The organism is Yimella sp. RIT 621, from assembly GCF_004146205.1.
In the GTDB taxonomy this organism is placed as follows: domain Bacteria; phylum Actinomycetota; class Actinomycetes; order Actinomycetales; family Dermatophilaceae; genus Yimella; species Yimella lutea.
This window is the reverse complement of record NZ_SEIP01000004.1, coordinates 209843-224518: the sequence shown is the minus strand read 5'-3', so window position 1 is coordinate 224518 and position 14676 is coordinate 209843. Positions and strand designations below refer to the sequence as shown.

Annotated in this window: 13 protein-coding genes and 1 tRNA gene; 8 read left to right on the top strand and 6 right to left on the bottom strand. The window is 67.3% G+C overall.

The window, feature by feature from the left end:
* Positions 1-26: 26 nt before the first annotated feature.
* A tRNA-Sec gene (locus EU513_RS05765) sits at positions 27-122 on the bottom strand.
* An 83-nt stretch (positions 123-205) separates the two neighbouring features.
* Here EU513_RS05765 and selD point away from each other — a divergent pair.
* Positions 206-1201 (top strand): selenide, water dikinase SelD, encoded by a 996-nt coding sequence (gene selD / locus EU513_RS05760; protein WP_129624933.1) that lies wholly within the window; start codon positions 206-208, stop codon positions 1199-1201.
* A gap of 139 nt (positions 1202-1340) precedes the next feature.
* On the opposite strand, the gene nrfD is transcribed toward selD, so the two are convergent.
* From nrfD to fdh, 3 genes are read right to left on the bottom strand one after another with little or no spacing between them, the layout of a single operon-like run.
* On the bottom strand, positions 1341-2441 hold the full coding sequence (nrfD, locus tag EU513_RS05755; protein WP_129624932.1) for an NrfD/PsrC family molybdoenzyme membrane anchor subunit: 1101 nt from the start codon (positions 2439-2441) through the stop codon (positions 1341-1343).
* On the bottom strand, positions 2438-3403 hold the full coding sequence (locus EU513_RS05750) for a 4Fe-4S dicluster domain-containing protein (RefSeq protein WP_205744678.1): 966 nt from the start codon (positions 3401-3403) through the stop codon (positions 2438-2440). The genes nrfD and EU513_RS05750 overlap by 4 nt, the downstream gene beginning before the upstream one ends.
* Before the next feature lie 4 nt (positions 3404-3407).
* On the bottom strand, positions 3408-6779 hold the full coding sequence (fdh, locus tag EU513_RS05745) for a formate dehydrogenase (RefSeq protein WP_240795933.1): 3372 nt from the start codon (positions 6777-6779) through the stop codon (positions 3408-3410).
* An 80-nt stretch (positions 6780-6859) separates the two neighbouring features.
* On the opposite strand from fdh, the gene EU513_RS05735 reads away from it, so the two are divergent.
* From EU513_RS05735 to EU513_RS05725, 3 genes are read left to right on the top strand one after another with little or no spacing between them, the layout of a single operon-like run.
* Complete coding sequence (locus EU513_RS05735; RefSeq protein WP_239702089.1) at positions 6860-7426, top strand: GNAT family N-acetyltransferase; 567 nt, start codon at positions 6860-6862, stop codon at positions 7424-7426.
* Positions 7416-8204: an AzlC family ABC transporter permease gene (locus tag EU513_RS05730; protein ID WP_129624928.1), complete on the top strand. Its 789-nt coding sequence runs from the start codon at positions 7416-7418 to the stop codon at positions 8202-8204. The genes EU513_RS05735 and EU513_RS05730 overlap by 11 nt, the downstream gene beginning before the upstream one ends.
* Complete coding sequence (locus tag EU513_RS05725; RefSeq protein WP_129624927.1) at positions 8201-8515, top strand: AzlD domain-containing protein; 315 nt, start codon at positions 8201-8203, stop codon at positions 8513-8515. Before EU513_RS05730 ends, EU513_RS05725 begins: the two co-directional genes overlap by 4 nt.
* A gap of 13 nt (positions 8516-8528) precedes the next feature.
* Here the strand turns inward: EU513_RS05725 and EU513_RS05720 are convergent, their stop codons facing one another.
* Complete coding sequence (locus EU513_RS05720) at positions 8529-9251, bottom strand: FadR/GntR family transcriptional regulator (RefSeq protein WP_129624926.1); 723 nt, start codon at positions 9249-9251, stop codon at positions 8529-8531.
* Between the two features lie 152 nt (positions 9252-9403).
* On the opposite strand from EU513_RS05720, the gene EU513_RS05715 reads away from it, so the two are divergent.
* Genes EU513_RS05715 through EU513_RS05700 form a run of 4 tightly spaced genes read left to right on the top strand, consistent with a single transcriptional unit; the run spans position 9404 to position 13963 of the window.
* Complete coding sequence (locus EU513_RS05715; RefSeq protein ID WP_129624925.1) at positions 9404-11137, top strand: L-lactate permease; 1734 nt, start codon at positions 9404-9406, stop codon at positions 11135-11137.
* Positions 11137-11877 carry a (Fe-S)-binding protein gene (locus EU513_RS05710; protein ID WP_129624924.1) on the top strand — a complete coding sequence of 247 codons (741 nt, stop codon included), beginning with the start codon at positions 11137-11139 and terminating at the stop codon, positions 11875-11877. The genes EU513_RS05715 and EU513_RS05710 overlap by 1 nt, the downstream gene beginning before the upstream one ends.
* Positions 11874-13340, top strand: coding sequence for a LutB/LldF family L-lactate oxidation iron-sulfur protein (locus EU513_RS05705; protein ID WP_129624923.1), 1467 nt, complete (start codon positions 11874-11876; stop codon positions 13338-13340). The genes EU513_RS05710 and EU513_RS05705 overlap by 4 nt, the downstream gene beginning before the upstream one ends.
* Complete coding sequence (locus tag EU513_RS05700) at positions 13337-13963, top strand: LUD domain-containing protein (protein WP_129624922.1); 627 nt, start codon at positions 13337-13339, stop codon at positions 13961-13963. The genes EU513_RS05705 and EU513_RS05700 overlap by 4 nt, the downstream gene beginning before the upstream one ends.
* On the opposite strand, the gene EU513_RS05695 is transcribed toward EU513_RS05700, so the two are convergent.
* Positions 13947-14618 (bottom strand): DedA family protein, encoded by a 672-nt coding sequence (locus EU513_RS05695; protein WP_129624921.1) that lies wholly within the window; start codon positions 14616-14618, stop codon positions 13947-13949. The two genes, EU513_RS05700 and EU513_RS05695, sit on opposite strands and share 17 nt — an antisense overlap.
* Between the last annotated feature and the right edge of the window lie 58 nt (positions 14619-14676).

The window sequence follows — 14676 nt, the reverse complement described above, 5'->3', positions numbered from 1 at the left end:
TCGCCCTCCCCGAACCCTGAAATGTGTGGCGGAGGCGGACGGGAATCGAACCCGCCAGCCCGAGATACTCGGACTCACCGGTTTTGAAGACCGGGGGGCCCACCAGGAACCCTGACGCCTCCGCGGACAACCTAACCGAAAGTCCGCATGACTCGCGGGTCAGGTCACTCCTTCTGCGGACACCTGGTGTCCGTACAGTGACGGCATGGCGATCGACCGCAACGACTACCGGCTCACCGACTACACCCATGGCGGCGGGTGTGCCTGCAAGATCCCGCCCGGCGAGCTCGAGGACGCCGTCCGCGACCTGGTCGGCCGGCGAGGCGATGACATCCTGGTCGGCATCGATGCCGGCGACGACGCAGCTGCTGTCCGCGTGCGCGACGACCTCGCGGTGCTCTCGACCGCCGACTTCTTCACCCCCGTCGTCAACGACGCGTACGACTGGGGACGCATCGCCGCCGCCAACGCACTGTCGGACGTGTACGCCATGGGTGGGCGACCGGTCGTTGCCATCAACCTGGTCGGTTGGCCACGCGACGTGCTGCCGATGGAATTGCTGACCGAGGTGCTCCGCGGCGGTCTGGCAGTCGCGGACGAAGCCGGCTGCCCGGTGCTCGGCGGACACAGCGTCGACGATCCGGAACCGAAGTACGGGATGGCGGTCACCGGCGTCGCCGACCCGAAACGGTTGCTACGCAACGACGCTGCCCGCGCCGGCCTACCGATCACCTTGACCAAGCCGATCGGCGTAGGACTGTTGAACAACCGGCACAAGGCCACCGGCGAGGTCTTCGCGCAGGCCATCGAGTTGATGACCACGCTGAACCGGGATGCGTCGGTTGCTGCGGTGGACGCCGGTCTCGAAGCCGCCACCGATGTCACGGGGTTCGGGTTGCTCGGACATCTGCACAAGATGATGCGCGGGTCCGGTGTCGGTGCCGTGATCGAACGCGCGGCAGTGCCGGCGGTCGATGGTGCACTGGACGCGTTGCGCGACGGGTTCGTGTCGGGTGGAACACGACGGAACCTGGACTGGGTTCGTCCGCATCTGTCGGTCGGTTCGGGCGTGAGTGAGGACGACCTGCTGTTCCTGGCGGACGCGCAGACGTCCGGCGGGTTGTTGGTCGTCGGCGAGTTGCCCGGCCACCCGGTGATCGGGCACACCGTGGACGGCGCGGGCATCGAGATCATCGCTTGACCCCCACCTGACCCTCGCCCGAGGTGAGGCAACTGTTGCGAGTCCCGGGAGCGCAACAGTTGCAGTCAAGGTGCGAAACTTCGCGAAGTTTCGCGTTCCGCACGCAACAGTGGCGAGTACCGGCGAAGCAACGGTCAGGTCAGCGGGCGGTCGTGATCGAGTCGTCGGTGATGCCCTGGGCCCGACGGGCGGCGAGGCGGCGCTTCTGCGGCTCGATGGTGTACTTCGGGTCCTTGGCAGACTCGATGCCGGCCTCGAACACGCCGAAGCGGGTCAGCGCCGACGCGGTCAACAACGCCGCTCCGGAGACGACCGCGATCGAACGAAGTCGTCCACCGATCAGGGCGCCGACGCCGCCGGCGACGGCGAGGCGTTCGGCCCACCGCAGCATCTTGCCCGGATTGCCCTGATGCAGCGTCTCCACGACGGTCGGGTCCATCGAGTGCTCCAACACCTTCATGTTCACCACGTCGCCGACGACTCCGAGCGCTGCCAACATGCGCACCGGACCGGTCTCGGACGCCGGGGTCGTGATCATCGCCAAGCCCGACGCAGCAAGAGTCGCCGAACTGACGAACACGAACGGAAGGTACTTGCGGGCGTCGTTCCAGGTTGGATTCGCGGTGTCCGACAACAGAACTGCGGTGTACGAGGCAAGCGGCGGTGAGAACAACGCCGCTTCGAAACCGGAGAACGGTTCGACCCAGCGCAGCGCCGGGCGCAGCGGCCCGAACGGCAATCGGTCGGCGGTCAGGCGGTCGATCTCGGCGACTGCTGCCACGCCGGCACCGACGCTGTAACCGGTGAGGATCCACGAGCCCATGCTCATCGGCGAGGTCACCTTGAAGGTGCGCAGCATGTTGTAGAACCGGTCGGGACGACCGAGGTCCTTCACCAGCGCTGCGCCGCCGAGGCTGATCGCGGCCAAGCCACCCAGACGTGCGTTGCGGCGCAGCAGTTCGCGACCGGTCAACTGAGCGGCGAAGGCGATCAGACCGGATCCACCGGCGACTCCACCGAGGAACAGGTAGGCCGGCACCTCGTGGCCCCAGGGCGGCGGCTTCACGACGGGTCGCCCGTAGTACGAGGTGAACTCGACATCGGGCACCATCAGCATCTCGCGCGCACCGTCGCCGCCGTCGCGCCACCCACGGGCACGCATGCGGACCGCGCCACCGATCTTGTCGCGGCGCCGCTTGCGGGGCGGCTCCGGCGGCCGGTAACTGTCGAAGTCGCTCATAGGCCCCTCGCGAACGCGACCGCCGTTGCCGCGATCATGCCGACAGCCGCCACAGTCGCACGGCGGTACATCGAGTTGAGGTCAGCGGTCGGCACCCGCGGATCGGGGGGCAACCCGTAGACCTCGGGTTCGTCCAGCAGCAGGAACACCGATCCGATGCCGCCGACGCCGTCGTTCTCGTTCGCACCGTACAGACGTGCCTCGGTGCGGCCCTCGGCGTGCAACTGCGCGACGCGCTCCTGGGCGGTCTCGACCATGTCGTCGTGATCGCCGAACTTGATGGACGTGGTCGGGCAGGTCTTCGCACACGCCGGCGTCTGGTCGTCGAGCAGCCGGTCGTAACAGAGCGTGCATTTCTGCGCGACGCCGCTGTTCTTGACGTGCTTGCCCCGCTGCGTGCGCGGAGCGGCCGTGCCGTCACTACGCCGTTCGACGACACCGAACGGACACCCGGCGACACACGTGCCGCACCCGTTGCAGACATCGTCCTGGACGACGACCGTGCCGAACTCGGTGCGGAACAAAGCACCCGTCGGGCAGACGTCAAGACACCCGGCGTGGGTGCAGTGCTTGCAGACGTCGGACGCCATCAGCCAGCGGAACTCAGGGGTGTCCGGAGGTGTGGGGTCGGGTTCGGGTGCCACGGGTGCGCCGACCTTCGGCATGCCCAACGACACGAGTTGTCGACCCGACTCGCGGGCCTGCTCGATGTCGGCCTTGCCCTGCTCGATGAACGCGACGTGGCGCCAGGTGTCAGCACTCAGTTCGCCGGTGTTGTCGTAGGAGGAGTCCAACAGCTTGAAGTCGCCGTCGGCGGGGTTCTGATTCCACTCCTTGCACGCCACCTCGCACGCCTTGCAGCCGATGCAGATCGAGGTGTCGGTGAAGAAGCCTTTGCGCTCCTCGTGCGTGTGCCAGTGGGCGTCGGCGGTGGGATCGGTCGGCCCGGAGAACTGTCCCATCAGCTCAGCCCTCCTTCTCGTTCGAACTCTTCTGCGAACCCTGCGAATCGTGTTGCGCCTGAGCGCTTTCGTCCTGGTCGCTCTCCTGCGGATCCGGGTTCACGGTCTCGTGCACCCGATCGGTGGTGCGCAGGTTTTCGGTCTCCAGGTCGGTGCCCGAGCGAGCCTGGTAGGAACGCACCAGGTCCATCACTGCGGCTCCGGTCGGCCGACGTCCGGGACGGATGTCGCACAGTCCCGCCTTGGACCCCTGGATCTGGGTGTTCGGATCGAGCGCAAGACCGATGAGGTCGTTGGCGGCGTCACCGCTGACCAGCGCCTCGTTGCCGACGCCCCAGTGGTAGGGCAGCCCGATCTGGTGGACCGTACGACCACCGACCTGCAGCGGTGTCATCCGGTCGGTGACCAGCACCCGCGCCTCGATCGCCGCGCGCGCGGAGATGATCGTCGCCCAGCCGTAGGCCTCCAGCCCGACCTCCTGCGCAAGTTGCGGTGAGACCTCGCAGAACATCTCCGGCTGCAGTTCGGACAGGAACGACAGGAAACGGCTCATGCCGCCCGCGGTGTGGTGCTCGGTCAACCGGTAGGTCGTGAACACGTACGGATACACCTGCGACGCACCGGCGCTCGGCGCCTGCAGGTTGTCGTCGCGCGCGATGATCAGACGCGTCGGGCTGTCCTGCTGCGGGTACAGCGCGTTGGTCACAGGCGACTCCGGCGGCTCGTAGTGCGTCGGGATCGGGCCGTCGACCAGACCGTTGGGTGCGTACAGCCATCCCTTGCCGTCGGCCTGCATGACGAACGGGTCATCGCCCGAAAGGCCTTGTGGCCCACCGATACCCGCGTCCGGACGCGTGCCCGGCGCGAGGTCGTCCGGGAAGTCCGGGATGTCGTCGCCGACCCACTTGCCCTGCTCGGCGTCCCACCACAGGTACTTCTTGCGTTCGCTCCACGGCTTGCCGTCGGGGTCGGCGGACGCGCGGTTGTACAGGATGCGGCGGTTCGCCGGCCAGGCCCAGCCCCACTCGGACTGCGCGGGCTTGGGACCGCCGTGCGGCACCCGATCGGCGGCGTGGTTGATGCCGTCGGCGTACACGCCCGCATAAATCCAGCAGCCGCAGATCGTCGAGCCGTCATTCTTCAGCTCGGTGTAGGCGTTGATCGGCTTGCCGGCGTTCGGGCCCGTCAGGTAGCGGCCGTTGATCTCGGCGAGCACCGCTTCGGAGTCGGTCTCGCCGTGCGCGTCCTTCGGGTAGTCCCAGGTCAGGTCGAGCAACGGGCGGTCGCGCTCGTCGGTCGAGTCGGCGAGCCTGGCGCGGATACGAACACCGAGTTCGTGGAAGAACTCCAACTCGCTCTGCGACTGCCCCGGTGGCTGCACCGCCTGGTGACGCCACTGCAGCAGGCGCTGGGTCTGCGTGAACGACCCCGCCTTCTCCACGTGGGTCGCGGCCGGCATGAAGAAGACCTCGGTCTCGATGTCCTCGGTGCGCATTTCGCCCGAGGCGATCTCGGGGCCGTCCTTCCACCAGGTTGCGGACTCGATCATCTGCAGGTCACGCACGACCAGCCACTTCAGGTGGGCCATCCCGAACCGCTGCATGCGTCCGTTGGCCGAGCCGACCGCAGGGTTCTGACCGAGGATGAAGTAGCCGTCGACCTGGTCGGCGAGCATGTTCTGCACCGTCTGGTAGGTGCCGGCCGGCCCGTCGAGACGGGGCAGATAGTCGTAGGCGAAGTCGTTCTCCTTCGTCGCCGCATCGCCCCACCACGCTTTGAGCAGGCTGATGAGGTACTCGTCGGCGTTGGCCCAGTAGCCCTTCTCCGACTTGCTGTGAACGCTGGTCAGGTAGTCGTTCAACGTGTCCTGCTTGCCCGCGAACGGCATCGGCAGGTAACCCGGCAACAGGTTGAACAACGTCGGGATGTCGGTCGAGCCCTGGATGCTCGCGTGACCGCGCAGCGCCATGATGCCGCCACCCGGACGACCCATGTTGCCCAGCAGCAACTGCAGCACCGATGCGCAACGGATGAACTGGGCGCCGAGCGTGTGCTGGGTCCAGCCGGTGGCGTACGCGAAGCAGGTCGTGCGCTCGCGACCGGAGTTCTCGGTGATCGCCTTCGCGAGGTACTCGAAGTCGGCGGCCGTGATGCCACAGACGTCCTGCACCATCTCGGGGGTGTAGCGGGCGTAGTGCCGCTTGAGGATCTGGAAGATCGTGCGCGGGTGCTGGAGTGTTTCGTCACGAAGCGGCTGGCTCGTGCCCGTGTTTGCGCCACCGGAACCGAGCTGATCACCGGCCGCGCGAGCGGATGCCTGCGCGCCGTGCTCCTTGCCCGCCGCTCCCTGGGAGTCAGGCTCACCCTGCTCGTAGGCCCAGGTCTTCGGGTCGTACTTGCCGGTTTCGGGGTCGAAACCGGAGAACAGGCCGCCGAGGTCCTCGGTGTCGCGGAACTCCTCGTTCACCAGCGTCGCGGCGTTGGTGTAGGCGACCACGTACTCCTCGAACCACAGATCGTTGCTGAGCACATAGTTGATCAGCCCACCGAGCAGGGCGACATCGGAGCCGGCACGGATCGGTACGTGCTTGTCGGCGACGGCACCGGTACGCGTGAAACGCGGATCGACATGGATGACCCTCGCACCTCGCGCCTTCGCCTCGGCAACCCACTGGAACCCCACCGGGTGTGCTTCGGCCATGTTGCCGCCTTGCAGCACGATGCAATCGGAGTTGGCCATGTCCTGCAGCGATTGGGTGGCGCCGCCGCGCCCGAACGAAGCTCCCAGACCGGGAACCGTGGCGGAGTGTCAAATACGAGCTTGGTTCTCGATCTGTATCGCGCCGGCCGCGGTGAACAACTTCTTGATGAGGTAGTTCTCCTCGTTGTCCAACGTGGCTCCGCCGAGCGAGGCGATGCCCATCGTTCGCCGCAGTGGACGGCCTTGGTCGTCGTGGTCCTGCCAGCCGCGTCGGCGGGCATTGATGAAGCGTTCGGCGATCATGTCGATCGCGGTGTCGCGGTCCAGTTCGGACCAGTCCTTCGCGCGCGGCGCGCGGTACAGAACCTTGGTCTGTCGGTCGGGTGAGTTGACCAGTTGCTCGCTGGCAGATCCCTTGGGACACAAGCGTCCCCGCGAGATCGGCGAGTCGGGATCGCCCTCGATCTGGACGACGCGTTCGTCCTTGACGTAGACCTTCTGGCCACAACCGACGGCGCAGTACGGGCAGATGCTCTGGACGACGCGGTCGGCGGTCGCGGTGCGGGGCTGCAGTGATCGGGTGGTGGGCGAGGTGGCGGCCGGGCCACGACCGAACAGGTCGCCCGAACGCGCCTGCCGGACGACCGGCCACTCCAGCGGACTCCACGACGCCATGAGAGCCACTCTAATCACGTCGGTGCAAGGTCGTGGGACCAGCGCGCGACCATCCCACCCTGGCTGCGAGAATCGGTCGGGTGAGCGATGCGAGTGTGCGAACGGCACGGACCGACGATCTCCCCGCGGTCGGGGAGGTGCAGGCGCAGGTCTGGCGACGGGCATTCGCCGACGTCGTCGAACCGGAGACCCTCCAAGCCTTCGAGGCGGCCGAGTTCGAGCAGGCGTGGCGCTCCTCGCTCGCTGCTCCCCCATCGCCGGTCCACCGACTGTTGGTCGCCACCGAACTCGACACCATCGTCGGGTTCGTGGCGGTCGGCCCCGTCATGCAGGACGGCGCGCACGAGGGTGAAGCGGAGATCCTGGCCGGAGGCGTGCACCCCGACCACCGCGGAAAGGGTCACGGGTCCCGGCTGCTCAACGCCGCGATGGACACTCTCGCCGCCAACGACCGCAGCTACGTCCGCGTCCGGATCATGGAGCGCGACACGCCTGTTGTCCGTTTCCTCGCGACCGCAGGTTTCGTGGTGTCCGGTGGATACGCCGACCGCATCGTGACGTCCGCGGGCGACACCGTCCGGGAGATCGAAATGCACACCGATTCCTCGGCGCCGCTCGAGGAGCAAGCGCACGACCATGAGCATTAGGCCGCTTCGACCCCACCTCACCGCAGATACGAAACCCGTTGCCCGCCAAGGCCTTTGGATCGGCGTTGCCACCGGCCTGTACGGCACGAGCTTCGGCGCACTGGCCGTCGCCGCCGGGCTCGATGTGTGGCAGGCGATGGTGCTGTCGCTGTTGCTGTTCAGCGGCGGGTCCCAGTTCGCGCTCGTGGGCGTGATCGCGTCCGGAGGCACCGGGGTTGCCGCCGTCACCACCAGCACGCTGCTCGGGCTGCGCAACGCGTTCTACGGCTTGCAGGTCTCGCGACTGCTTCAGGCGAGCGGCTGGCGCACGGTGGTCGCTGCCCACCTGACGATCGACGAGTCGACTGCCGTCGCGATCGCACAGCCCGATCGCGAGCGCACCCGGGTCGGCTTCTGGTGGACCGGTATTGCGGTCTTCGTCTTCTGGAATCTGATGACCTTCGCCGGCGCTCTGCTCGGCAACGCACTCGGCGAGCCGAAGAAATGGGGTCTGGACGCCGCAGCGGCAGGCGCCTTCATCGCGCTGCTCTGGCCGCGACTGACGACGCTGCGGACGCGGCTAACCGCCGTGGCCGCCGCAACGATCGCGCTGATCGTGGCGCCACACGCACCGGCGGGGACGCCGATCCTCATCGCTGCACTCGCGGCAGTTGTCGCCGGTGCCCTGCCGGACGCGTCCGAGGGGTCCGACGGCGAGGCGATCGTGGACGAGGACCTGCAGGACACGCTCGGGCATCACCTCGACAAGACCATCGACCCACAGGACGACCGCCGATGAGTCTGTGGACGATCGTGCTGCTCGCCGGAGCGCTGTCGCTGGTCACCAAGCTGCTGGGCTATCTCGTCCCGCACGACTGGCTCGGTGGACCGTTGATCAGCCGGATCATGAAGTACCTGCCGATCGCCCTGCTGGCAGCACTCGTCGCGGTGCAGGCATTCGGCGGACCGCAGGGTTCGACCATCGTGGACGCCCGCGCCGCCGGGCTCCTCGTCGCGATCCTCGCACTGTGTCTGCGAGCGCCGTTCCTGCTGGTGATCGTGCTTGCTGGAGCGACCGCGGCGATCCTGCGGGCGATCGGCTGGGGCTAGGCCCGGGTCTGGTTCAGTGCAGCCGGGGCATCGCCTCGTAGGCGGACCAGATGTGGTGCTCGACCAGATCGGCTGCCTCGGCGGCGGACCGCGCGTCGATGGCGGACATGATCGCGTGGTGCTGACTGCGCAACTGACTGCGCAGCAGGTGCCAGTCGGCCACTTCGTCGAAGCCGCGCATGATCGGTTGCCGCATCGACTCACGGATCGCCACGGTCAGGTCGGTGGCCAGCCGGTTGCCCGCGGCACGCGCGATCGCGACGTGGAACCGGGTGTCGAACCGGTTGAACTCCTCGCGGGTCAGTTCATCGTCGTCCATCGCATTCAGTGCCTCGCGCATCCGGGCACGCGCGCCGTCGTCCGCGTGGGCGCAGGCCAGTGAGGTCGACAAACGCTCGAGCACGACGCGCACCTGCGTGACGTCGCGGGCGGGAAAGTTCGCGAGCGCGACGTGCATGCGCAACATCCGGGTCAGCGCCACGTGTGGTTCGCCGGCAACCATCGTCCCCCCGGTTGCGCCCGCGCCGACGTTGGGACACAGCACCCCGCTGGCCTGCAGGGTGCGGACGCCCTCGCGCACGGCTGCTCGACTGACCCCCAGTTGCGTGGCCAGCTCGCGTTCGGCGGGCAGCATCGATCCACGAACCAGCCGACCGTCGAGGATCCGTTCCTCCACCCAGCCGACGACCACTTCCCATGTCTTGGCCCCCGAAGGCCGTGCGTCATCTTCCGGCATCCGAGCAGCGTAGGCCGTGCCCCGGACGAAGCCGGCAGGCGCCGACGACACGCGAGAGCGGCGAAATGACTTGCCGGTAACCGAAGTGATGCCGCTATGGTGTGCATCACATCCTTGGTCTGACCATTCGGTCGCGTACGGAAGGCTCCCAGATGACGAGCACCTACACCCCACCGCTGGCGCCGGTGGCCGACAGCCTCTGGCTGTCCGCACTGGTGGGTCTGCTGCCCCTCCTCACCGTTTTCATCACGCTCGGCGCACTGCGATGGAAGGCCCACTGGGCCGGCCTGGCGGCGCTGGCCGTCGCGATCCTCGTCGCCGTCCTGGCGTTCGAGATGCCCGTGAACCTCGCACTGCTGTCCGCGTCCGAGGGTGCGGTCTTCGGTCTCTTCCCGATCATGTGGATCGTCTTCTGCGCGATCGTGCTCTACCAGATCACCGTCGTGAGCGGCCGCTTCGACGACCTGCGCGCATCCTTCCACCTCGTCTCGGACGACCCGCGTATCCAGGCGATCATCATCGCCTTCTGTTTCGGTGCGATGCTCGAAGCCCTCGCCGGCTTCGGAGCGCCCGTCGCGATCACCGGAGTCATGCTGATGGCCGTCGGCTTCTCGCCGCTGCGTGCCGCCGCTGTTGCTCTGCTGGCCAACACCGCGCCGGTCGCGTTCGGCGCCGTCGGCACCCCGATCATCACCGCTGGCACGCTCACCAAGATCGACTACAACGAGATCGGCGCGTACGTCGGCCACCAGACGCCGGTCCTGGCCCTGTTCGTCCCGCTCATGCTGGTCGCCCTGGTCGACGGCAAGCGCGGCATGAAGCAGACCTGGCCGATCGCCCTCGTCGTCGGCTTCGCGTTCGCCGTCGCCCAATGGGTTTCGGCCACCTGGATCTCGGTGGAACTGACGGACGTCATCGCCGCACTCGTCGCGCTCGCGGCCGCCGTCATCATGCTGCGCTTCTGGCAGCCGACGGGACGCGACGAGGCGCTCGCCGACCTCGCCGCCGCCCGCAAGCGGGAGCTGGCCTCGGTCGGGTCCGGTTCGGCCGGATCGGGTTCGCTCGCCGATGACGCCGACGCGGACACGGACGACGCAGTCGAGAGCAAGGAGGACATGGACGCCCGCGCTCGCGACCTGACTCCCGGACGCATCGGAATGGCTCTGTTCCCCTACCTGCTGGTCATCGCGGTGTTCGCCGCAGCCAAGCTGATCGAACCCATCAAGGAGTTCCTGGTCGGCACGGACCAGAAGATCGAGTGGCCCGGTCTGCACGGCGAGATCGTCAACGCCGCCGGCAAGGTGTCGTCCACCACGATCTACAACTTCCAGTGGCTCTCCTCCCCCGGCACCCTGCTGCTGATCTGCTCGCTGATCACGGCGCTGGTGTACAAGGTGTCGCTCGGCAAGTGGGCCAAGGAGTTCGGTGAGAGCGCGATCAAGCTGCGCTTCGCCTTCCTCACCGTCGCATCCGTGCTGGCGCTGGCGTACGTGATGAACCTGTCGGGCCAGACGATCACCATCGGCACCTGGATCGCCGGCACCGGTACCGCGTTCGCCTTCCTGTCCCCGATCCTGGGCTGGTTGGGCACCGCAGTCACCGGGTCCGACACCAGCGCGAACGCGCTCTTCGCCACGCTGCAGCAGACGGCCGGGCAGAAGGCAGGCATCGACCCGACCTTGCTGGTCGCGTCCAACTCCTCCGGCGGTGTCGTCGGCAAGATGATCAGCCCGCAGAACCTCACGATCGCCGCCACCTCGGTGGGTCTGCTCGGTCGCGAGTCGGACATCTTCCGCAAGGTCGTGCTCTGGTCGCTCGGTCTGCTCGCGCTCATGTGCATGCTCGTCGGTCTGCAGGCCACCGTCCTGTCGTGGATGCTGCCCTGATGCGAGTCGCACTTTTCGCAACGTGTTTCAACGACACCATGTGGCCCGAAACCCCGAAGGCGACGGTGCGCCTGCTCCGTCGCCTCGGGGTGGACGTCGAGTTCCCCTCGGAGCAGACCTGCTGCGGCCAGATGTTCACCAACACCGGCTACGCCGACGAGGCAATTCCGTTGGCCCGCAAGTTCGTCGACGTGTTCGAGGGCTACGACGCTGTCGTGTCGGTCAGCGGTTCGTGCACCGGTTCGGTGCGTGAGCAGTACGCGGACCTGGCCGCCCGGTCGGGCGACGCCGCGCTCGCCGACGGTGTCGCGAAGGTCGCGCCCAAGACCTACGAACTCTCGGAGTTCCTCGTCGACGTGCTCGGCGTGACGGACGTCGGTGCGTACTTCCCACACCGGGTCACCTACCACCCGACCTGCCACTCGTTGCGCATGCTGAAGGTGGGCGACAAGCCGCTGCAACTCCTTCGGCAGGTTCGAGGCATCGACCTGGTCGAACTACCCGCTGCCGACGAGTGCTGCGGCTTCGGCGGCACGTTCGCGATGAAGAACGCCGACGTGTCGGTGGCGATGGGCAGCGACAAGGTGCGCCGCATCCGCGACACCGAGGCCGAAGTGGTCGTCGCCGGAGACAATTCCTGCCTCGCCCATATCGGTGGGTTGCTCGGTCGCCAGCGTTCCGGCGTCCGCACCCTGCACCTGGCCGAGATCCTCGCCTCGACGGACGGAGATGTCTTATGAGCGCCCCCCTTGCGAAGACCACGCCGACCTTCGTCGGGATGCCGAAGTTCCCGGCCATGGCCAAGGACGCTCTGGCCAACACCCAGCAGCGGCGCAACCTGCTACACGCCACGCACACGATCCGTGCCAAGAGAGCGTCCGTGGTCGAGGAGGTGTCGCAGTGGGAAGCGTTGCGGCTCAACGGTGCCGACGTGAAGGACGAGGTGCTCGCCAACCTCGACAGCTACTTGCTGCAGTTCGAGGAGAAGCTCACCGAGCGCGGTGCGACCGTGCACTGGGCACGTGATGCCGAAGAGGCCAACCGCATCGTGCTCGACCTGGTTCGCGCCGAGGGTGTCGACGAGGTCGTCAAGGTGAAGTCGATGGCCACCCAGGAGATCGAGCTCAACGAGGCGCTCGAGGCTGCGGGAATCGATGCGTGGGAGACCGACCTGGCCGAACTCATCGTCCAGTTGGGCCACGACCGTCCTTCGCACATCCTGGTGCCGGCGATCCACCGCGGCCGCGCCGAGATCCGGGAGATCTTCCGCCAAGAGATGGGCAAGGTCGGCCGCCCTGCCCCTGAAGACATGACCGACTCTCCACGCGAACTCGCCGAGGCAGCGCGGTTGCACCTGCGGGAGAAGTTCCTGCGGGCCAAAGTCGCGATCTCCGGAGCAAACTTCGCGATCGCCGACACCGGCACACTCGTGGTACTGGAGTCCGAGGGCAACGGACGCATGTGCCTGACCCTGCCCGAGACCCTGATCAGCGTCGTCGGCATCGAGAAGGTGCTGCCGACCTGGGAGGACCTCGGCACGTTCATGCAGTTGCTCCCGCGCTCCTCGACCGGTGAACGGATGAACCCGTACACGACGATGTGGACCGGCCCGGCCGAAGGTGACGGGCCCCAGAACGTGCACGTCGTGTTGATCGACAACGGACGCACGCGCGTACTGGCGGACGAGGTCGGACGGCAGGCGCTGCGCTGCATCCGCTGCTCGGCCTGCCTCAACGTCTGCCCGGTGTACGAACGCGCCGGTGGCCACGCCTACGGCTCGGTCTACCCCGGACCCATCGGCGCGGTGCTCACGCCGCAGCTGCGCGGTACATCGAGTGCGATCGACCAGTCGTTGCCGTACGCGTCCAGCCTCTGCGGTGCGTGTTTCGAGGTGTGCCCGGTGCGCATCGACATCCCGCGCCTGTTGGTGAAACTGCGCACGCAGGTCGTCGACGAGCACCGTGGGCACAATTCCGTGGAGTCCAGGACGATGCAGGCAGCGGCATGGATGTTCGCCGACAGCCGCCGCTTGGCGAAGGCACAGAAGGCATCCACGTTGGGTGGGAAGTTGTTAGGTCGCCGGACAGCCCTGGGGGCACTCCCCTGGCCCGCGTCCTCGTGGAGCAGCGCTCGCGACGTGCCCGTGCCACCCAAGGAGACGTTCCGGCAGTGGTGGGACCGTACCGGTGGAGGTCAGGCATGAGCAGCGCACGCGAAGAGATCCTCGGCCGCATCAGGTCGACGCAAACGGGTTCGGCTGCAACGGTTTCGGTGGCTCCCGCTCCTGCCACGGAGCCGATGGAGACCGAGGCCATGCTTGATCTGTTCGTGGAGAACATGCGCGACTACCGGGCGATCGTGCGTGAGGTGTCGGTCGACGGCATCGCTGCGGCCGTGGACGCGGTGCTGGCCGAACACGGTTGCCACACGGTCGTCGTCCCGCCGGATCTACCGCCCGAAGTAGCACCCACGTCCATCGAGACGACCGTCGACGATGATCTGTCGGCGACGGCACTCGACGACATCGCCGCAGTGGTGACCACGTCGAGCGTCGGCATCGCGGTCACCGGAACCATCGTGCTGGACCACTGCGCCTGTCAGGCCCGACGAGCACTGTCGCTGGTGCCGGACGTGCACATCTGCGTCGTGCATGCCGATCAGGTGGTGACCTCTGTGCCGGAGGCGATCACCCGGCTGCGAGCGTCCGTGGAAGCAGGGCGTCCGCTCACCTGGATCAGCGGCCCGAGCGCCACCTCCGACATCGAGTTGAACCGGGTCGAAGGAGTGCACGGGCCTCGCAACCTCGAGGTCATCCTCGTGCGCTGATCCGATCGGTGTTGCCCGTCGGTTGCGGGTCCTCGGCTTCGGCCGGGGACCCGCTGCGTTGGCGCCGAGCGAGCAGCCAGCGGACCAGTTCGATGAGAGCCGAGACCGCGATCGCCAGACCGAGGCCGAGCGCGAGTCCTTTGAGTGGTTCCTGCTCGAAGGCGTGGCCGCCGATGTAGCCCATCAGCGTGCCGTGCAGTGCCCACGCCGTCACCCCGATCGCGTCGAACATGGCGAACCGCACTCGTGGATAACGCATCGCACCGAAGACGACCGTGGTGGCGATGCGTCCCCAGGGAATGAACCGGCCGATGACCAGGGCCATGCCACCACGGGAATCCAGCAACCGCTTCGCGCCGGCGATCGCCCTACCGCGGCGGGTGTGCTGCGGGATTCGATCGATCTTGCCGGCTGCGGCCCGACCGATCGAATACGCGACGTGGTCGCCTGCCATCGCCCCGGCGCCCGCGCAGAGCATGATCAGAATCAGGTTCGGTGAGCCCGTCGATCCCGCGTACACACCGGCCATGATCAACGGCGCTTCGCTGGGGAAGATGGGCACGATCGCATCGACCAGGGAGATGACGGCGATCAGCGGGTAGATCCACAGCGACCCCATGAGGTCGCCGAGGGCATTCAGCAGACCGTCGAACATCGTGTCCCCATGGGCGGACGCTACCCCCGTCGAGCAACATCCAGTTGAACGACATGTG

Excerpts from the sequence above, each read along its gene's own strand:
- EU513_RS05720 (WP_129624926.1), bottom strand. The coding sequence starts at position 9,251 with ATGCCGGAAGATGACGCACGGCCTTCGGGGGCCAAGACATGGGAAGTG.
- EU513_RS05750 (WP_205744678.1), bottom strand. The coding sequence starts at position 3,403 with ATGGGACAGTTCTCCGGGCCGACCGATCCCACCGCCGACGCCCACTGG.
- EU513_RS05710 (WP_129624924.1), top strand. The coding sequence starts at position 11,137 with ATGCGAGTCGCACTTTTCGCAACGTGTTTCAACGACACCATGTGGCCC.
- selD (WP_129624933.1), top strand. The coding sequence starts at position 206 with ATGGCGATCGACCGCAACGACTACCGGCTCACCGACTACACCCATGGC.
- EU513_RS05695 (WP_129624921.1), bottom strand. The coding sequence starts at position 14,618 with ATGTTCGACGGTCTGCTGAATGCCCTCGGCGACCTCATGGGGTCGCTG.
- EU513_RS05700 (WP_129624922.1), top strand. The coding sequence starts at position 13,337 with ATGAGCAGCGCACGCGAAGAGATCCTCGGCCGCATCAGGTCGACGCAA.
- EU513_RS05725 (WP_129624927.1), top strand. The coding sequence starts at position 8,201 with ATGAGTCTGTGGACGATCGTGCTGCTCGCCGGAGCGCTGTCGCTGGTC.
- EU513_RS05705 (WP_129624923.1), top strand. The coding sequence starts at position 11,874 with ATGAGCGCCCCCCTTGCGAAGACCACGCCGACCTTCGTCGGGATGCCG.
- EU513_RS05730 (WP_129624928.1), top strand. The coding sequence starts at position 7,416 with ATGAGCATTAGGCCGCTTCGACCCCACCTCACCGCAGATACGAAACCC.
- nrfD (WP_129624932.1), bottom strand. The coding sequence starts at position 2,441 with ATGAGCGACTTCGACAGTTACCGGCCGCCGGAGCCGCCCCGCAAGCGG.
- EU513_RS05715 (WP_129624925.1), top strand. The coding sequence starts at position 9,404 with ATGACGAGCACCTACACCCCACCGCTGGCGCCGGTGGCCGACAGCCTC.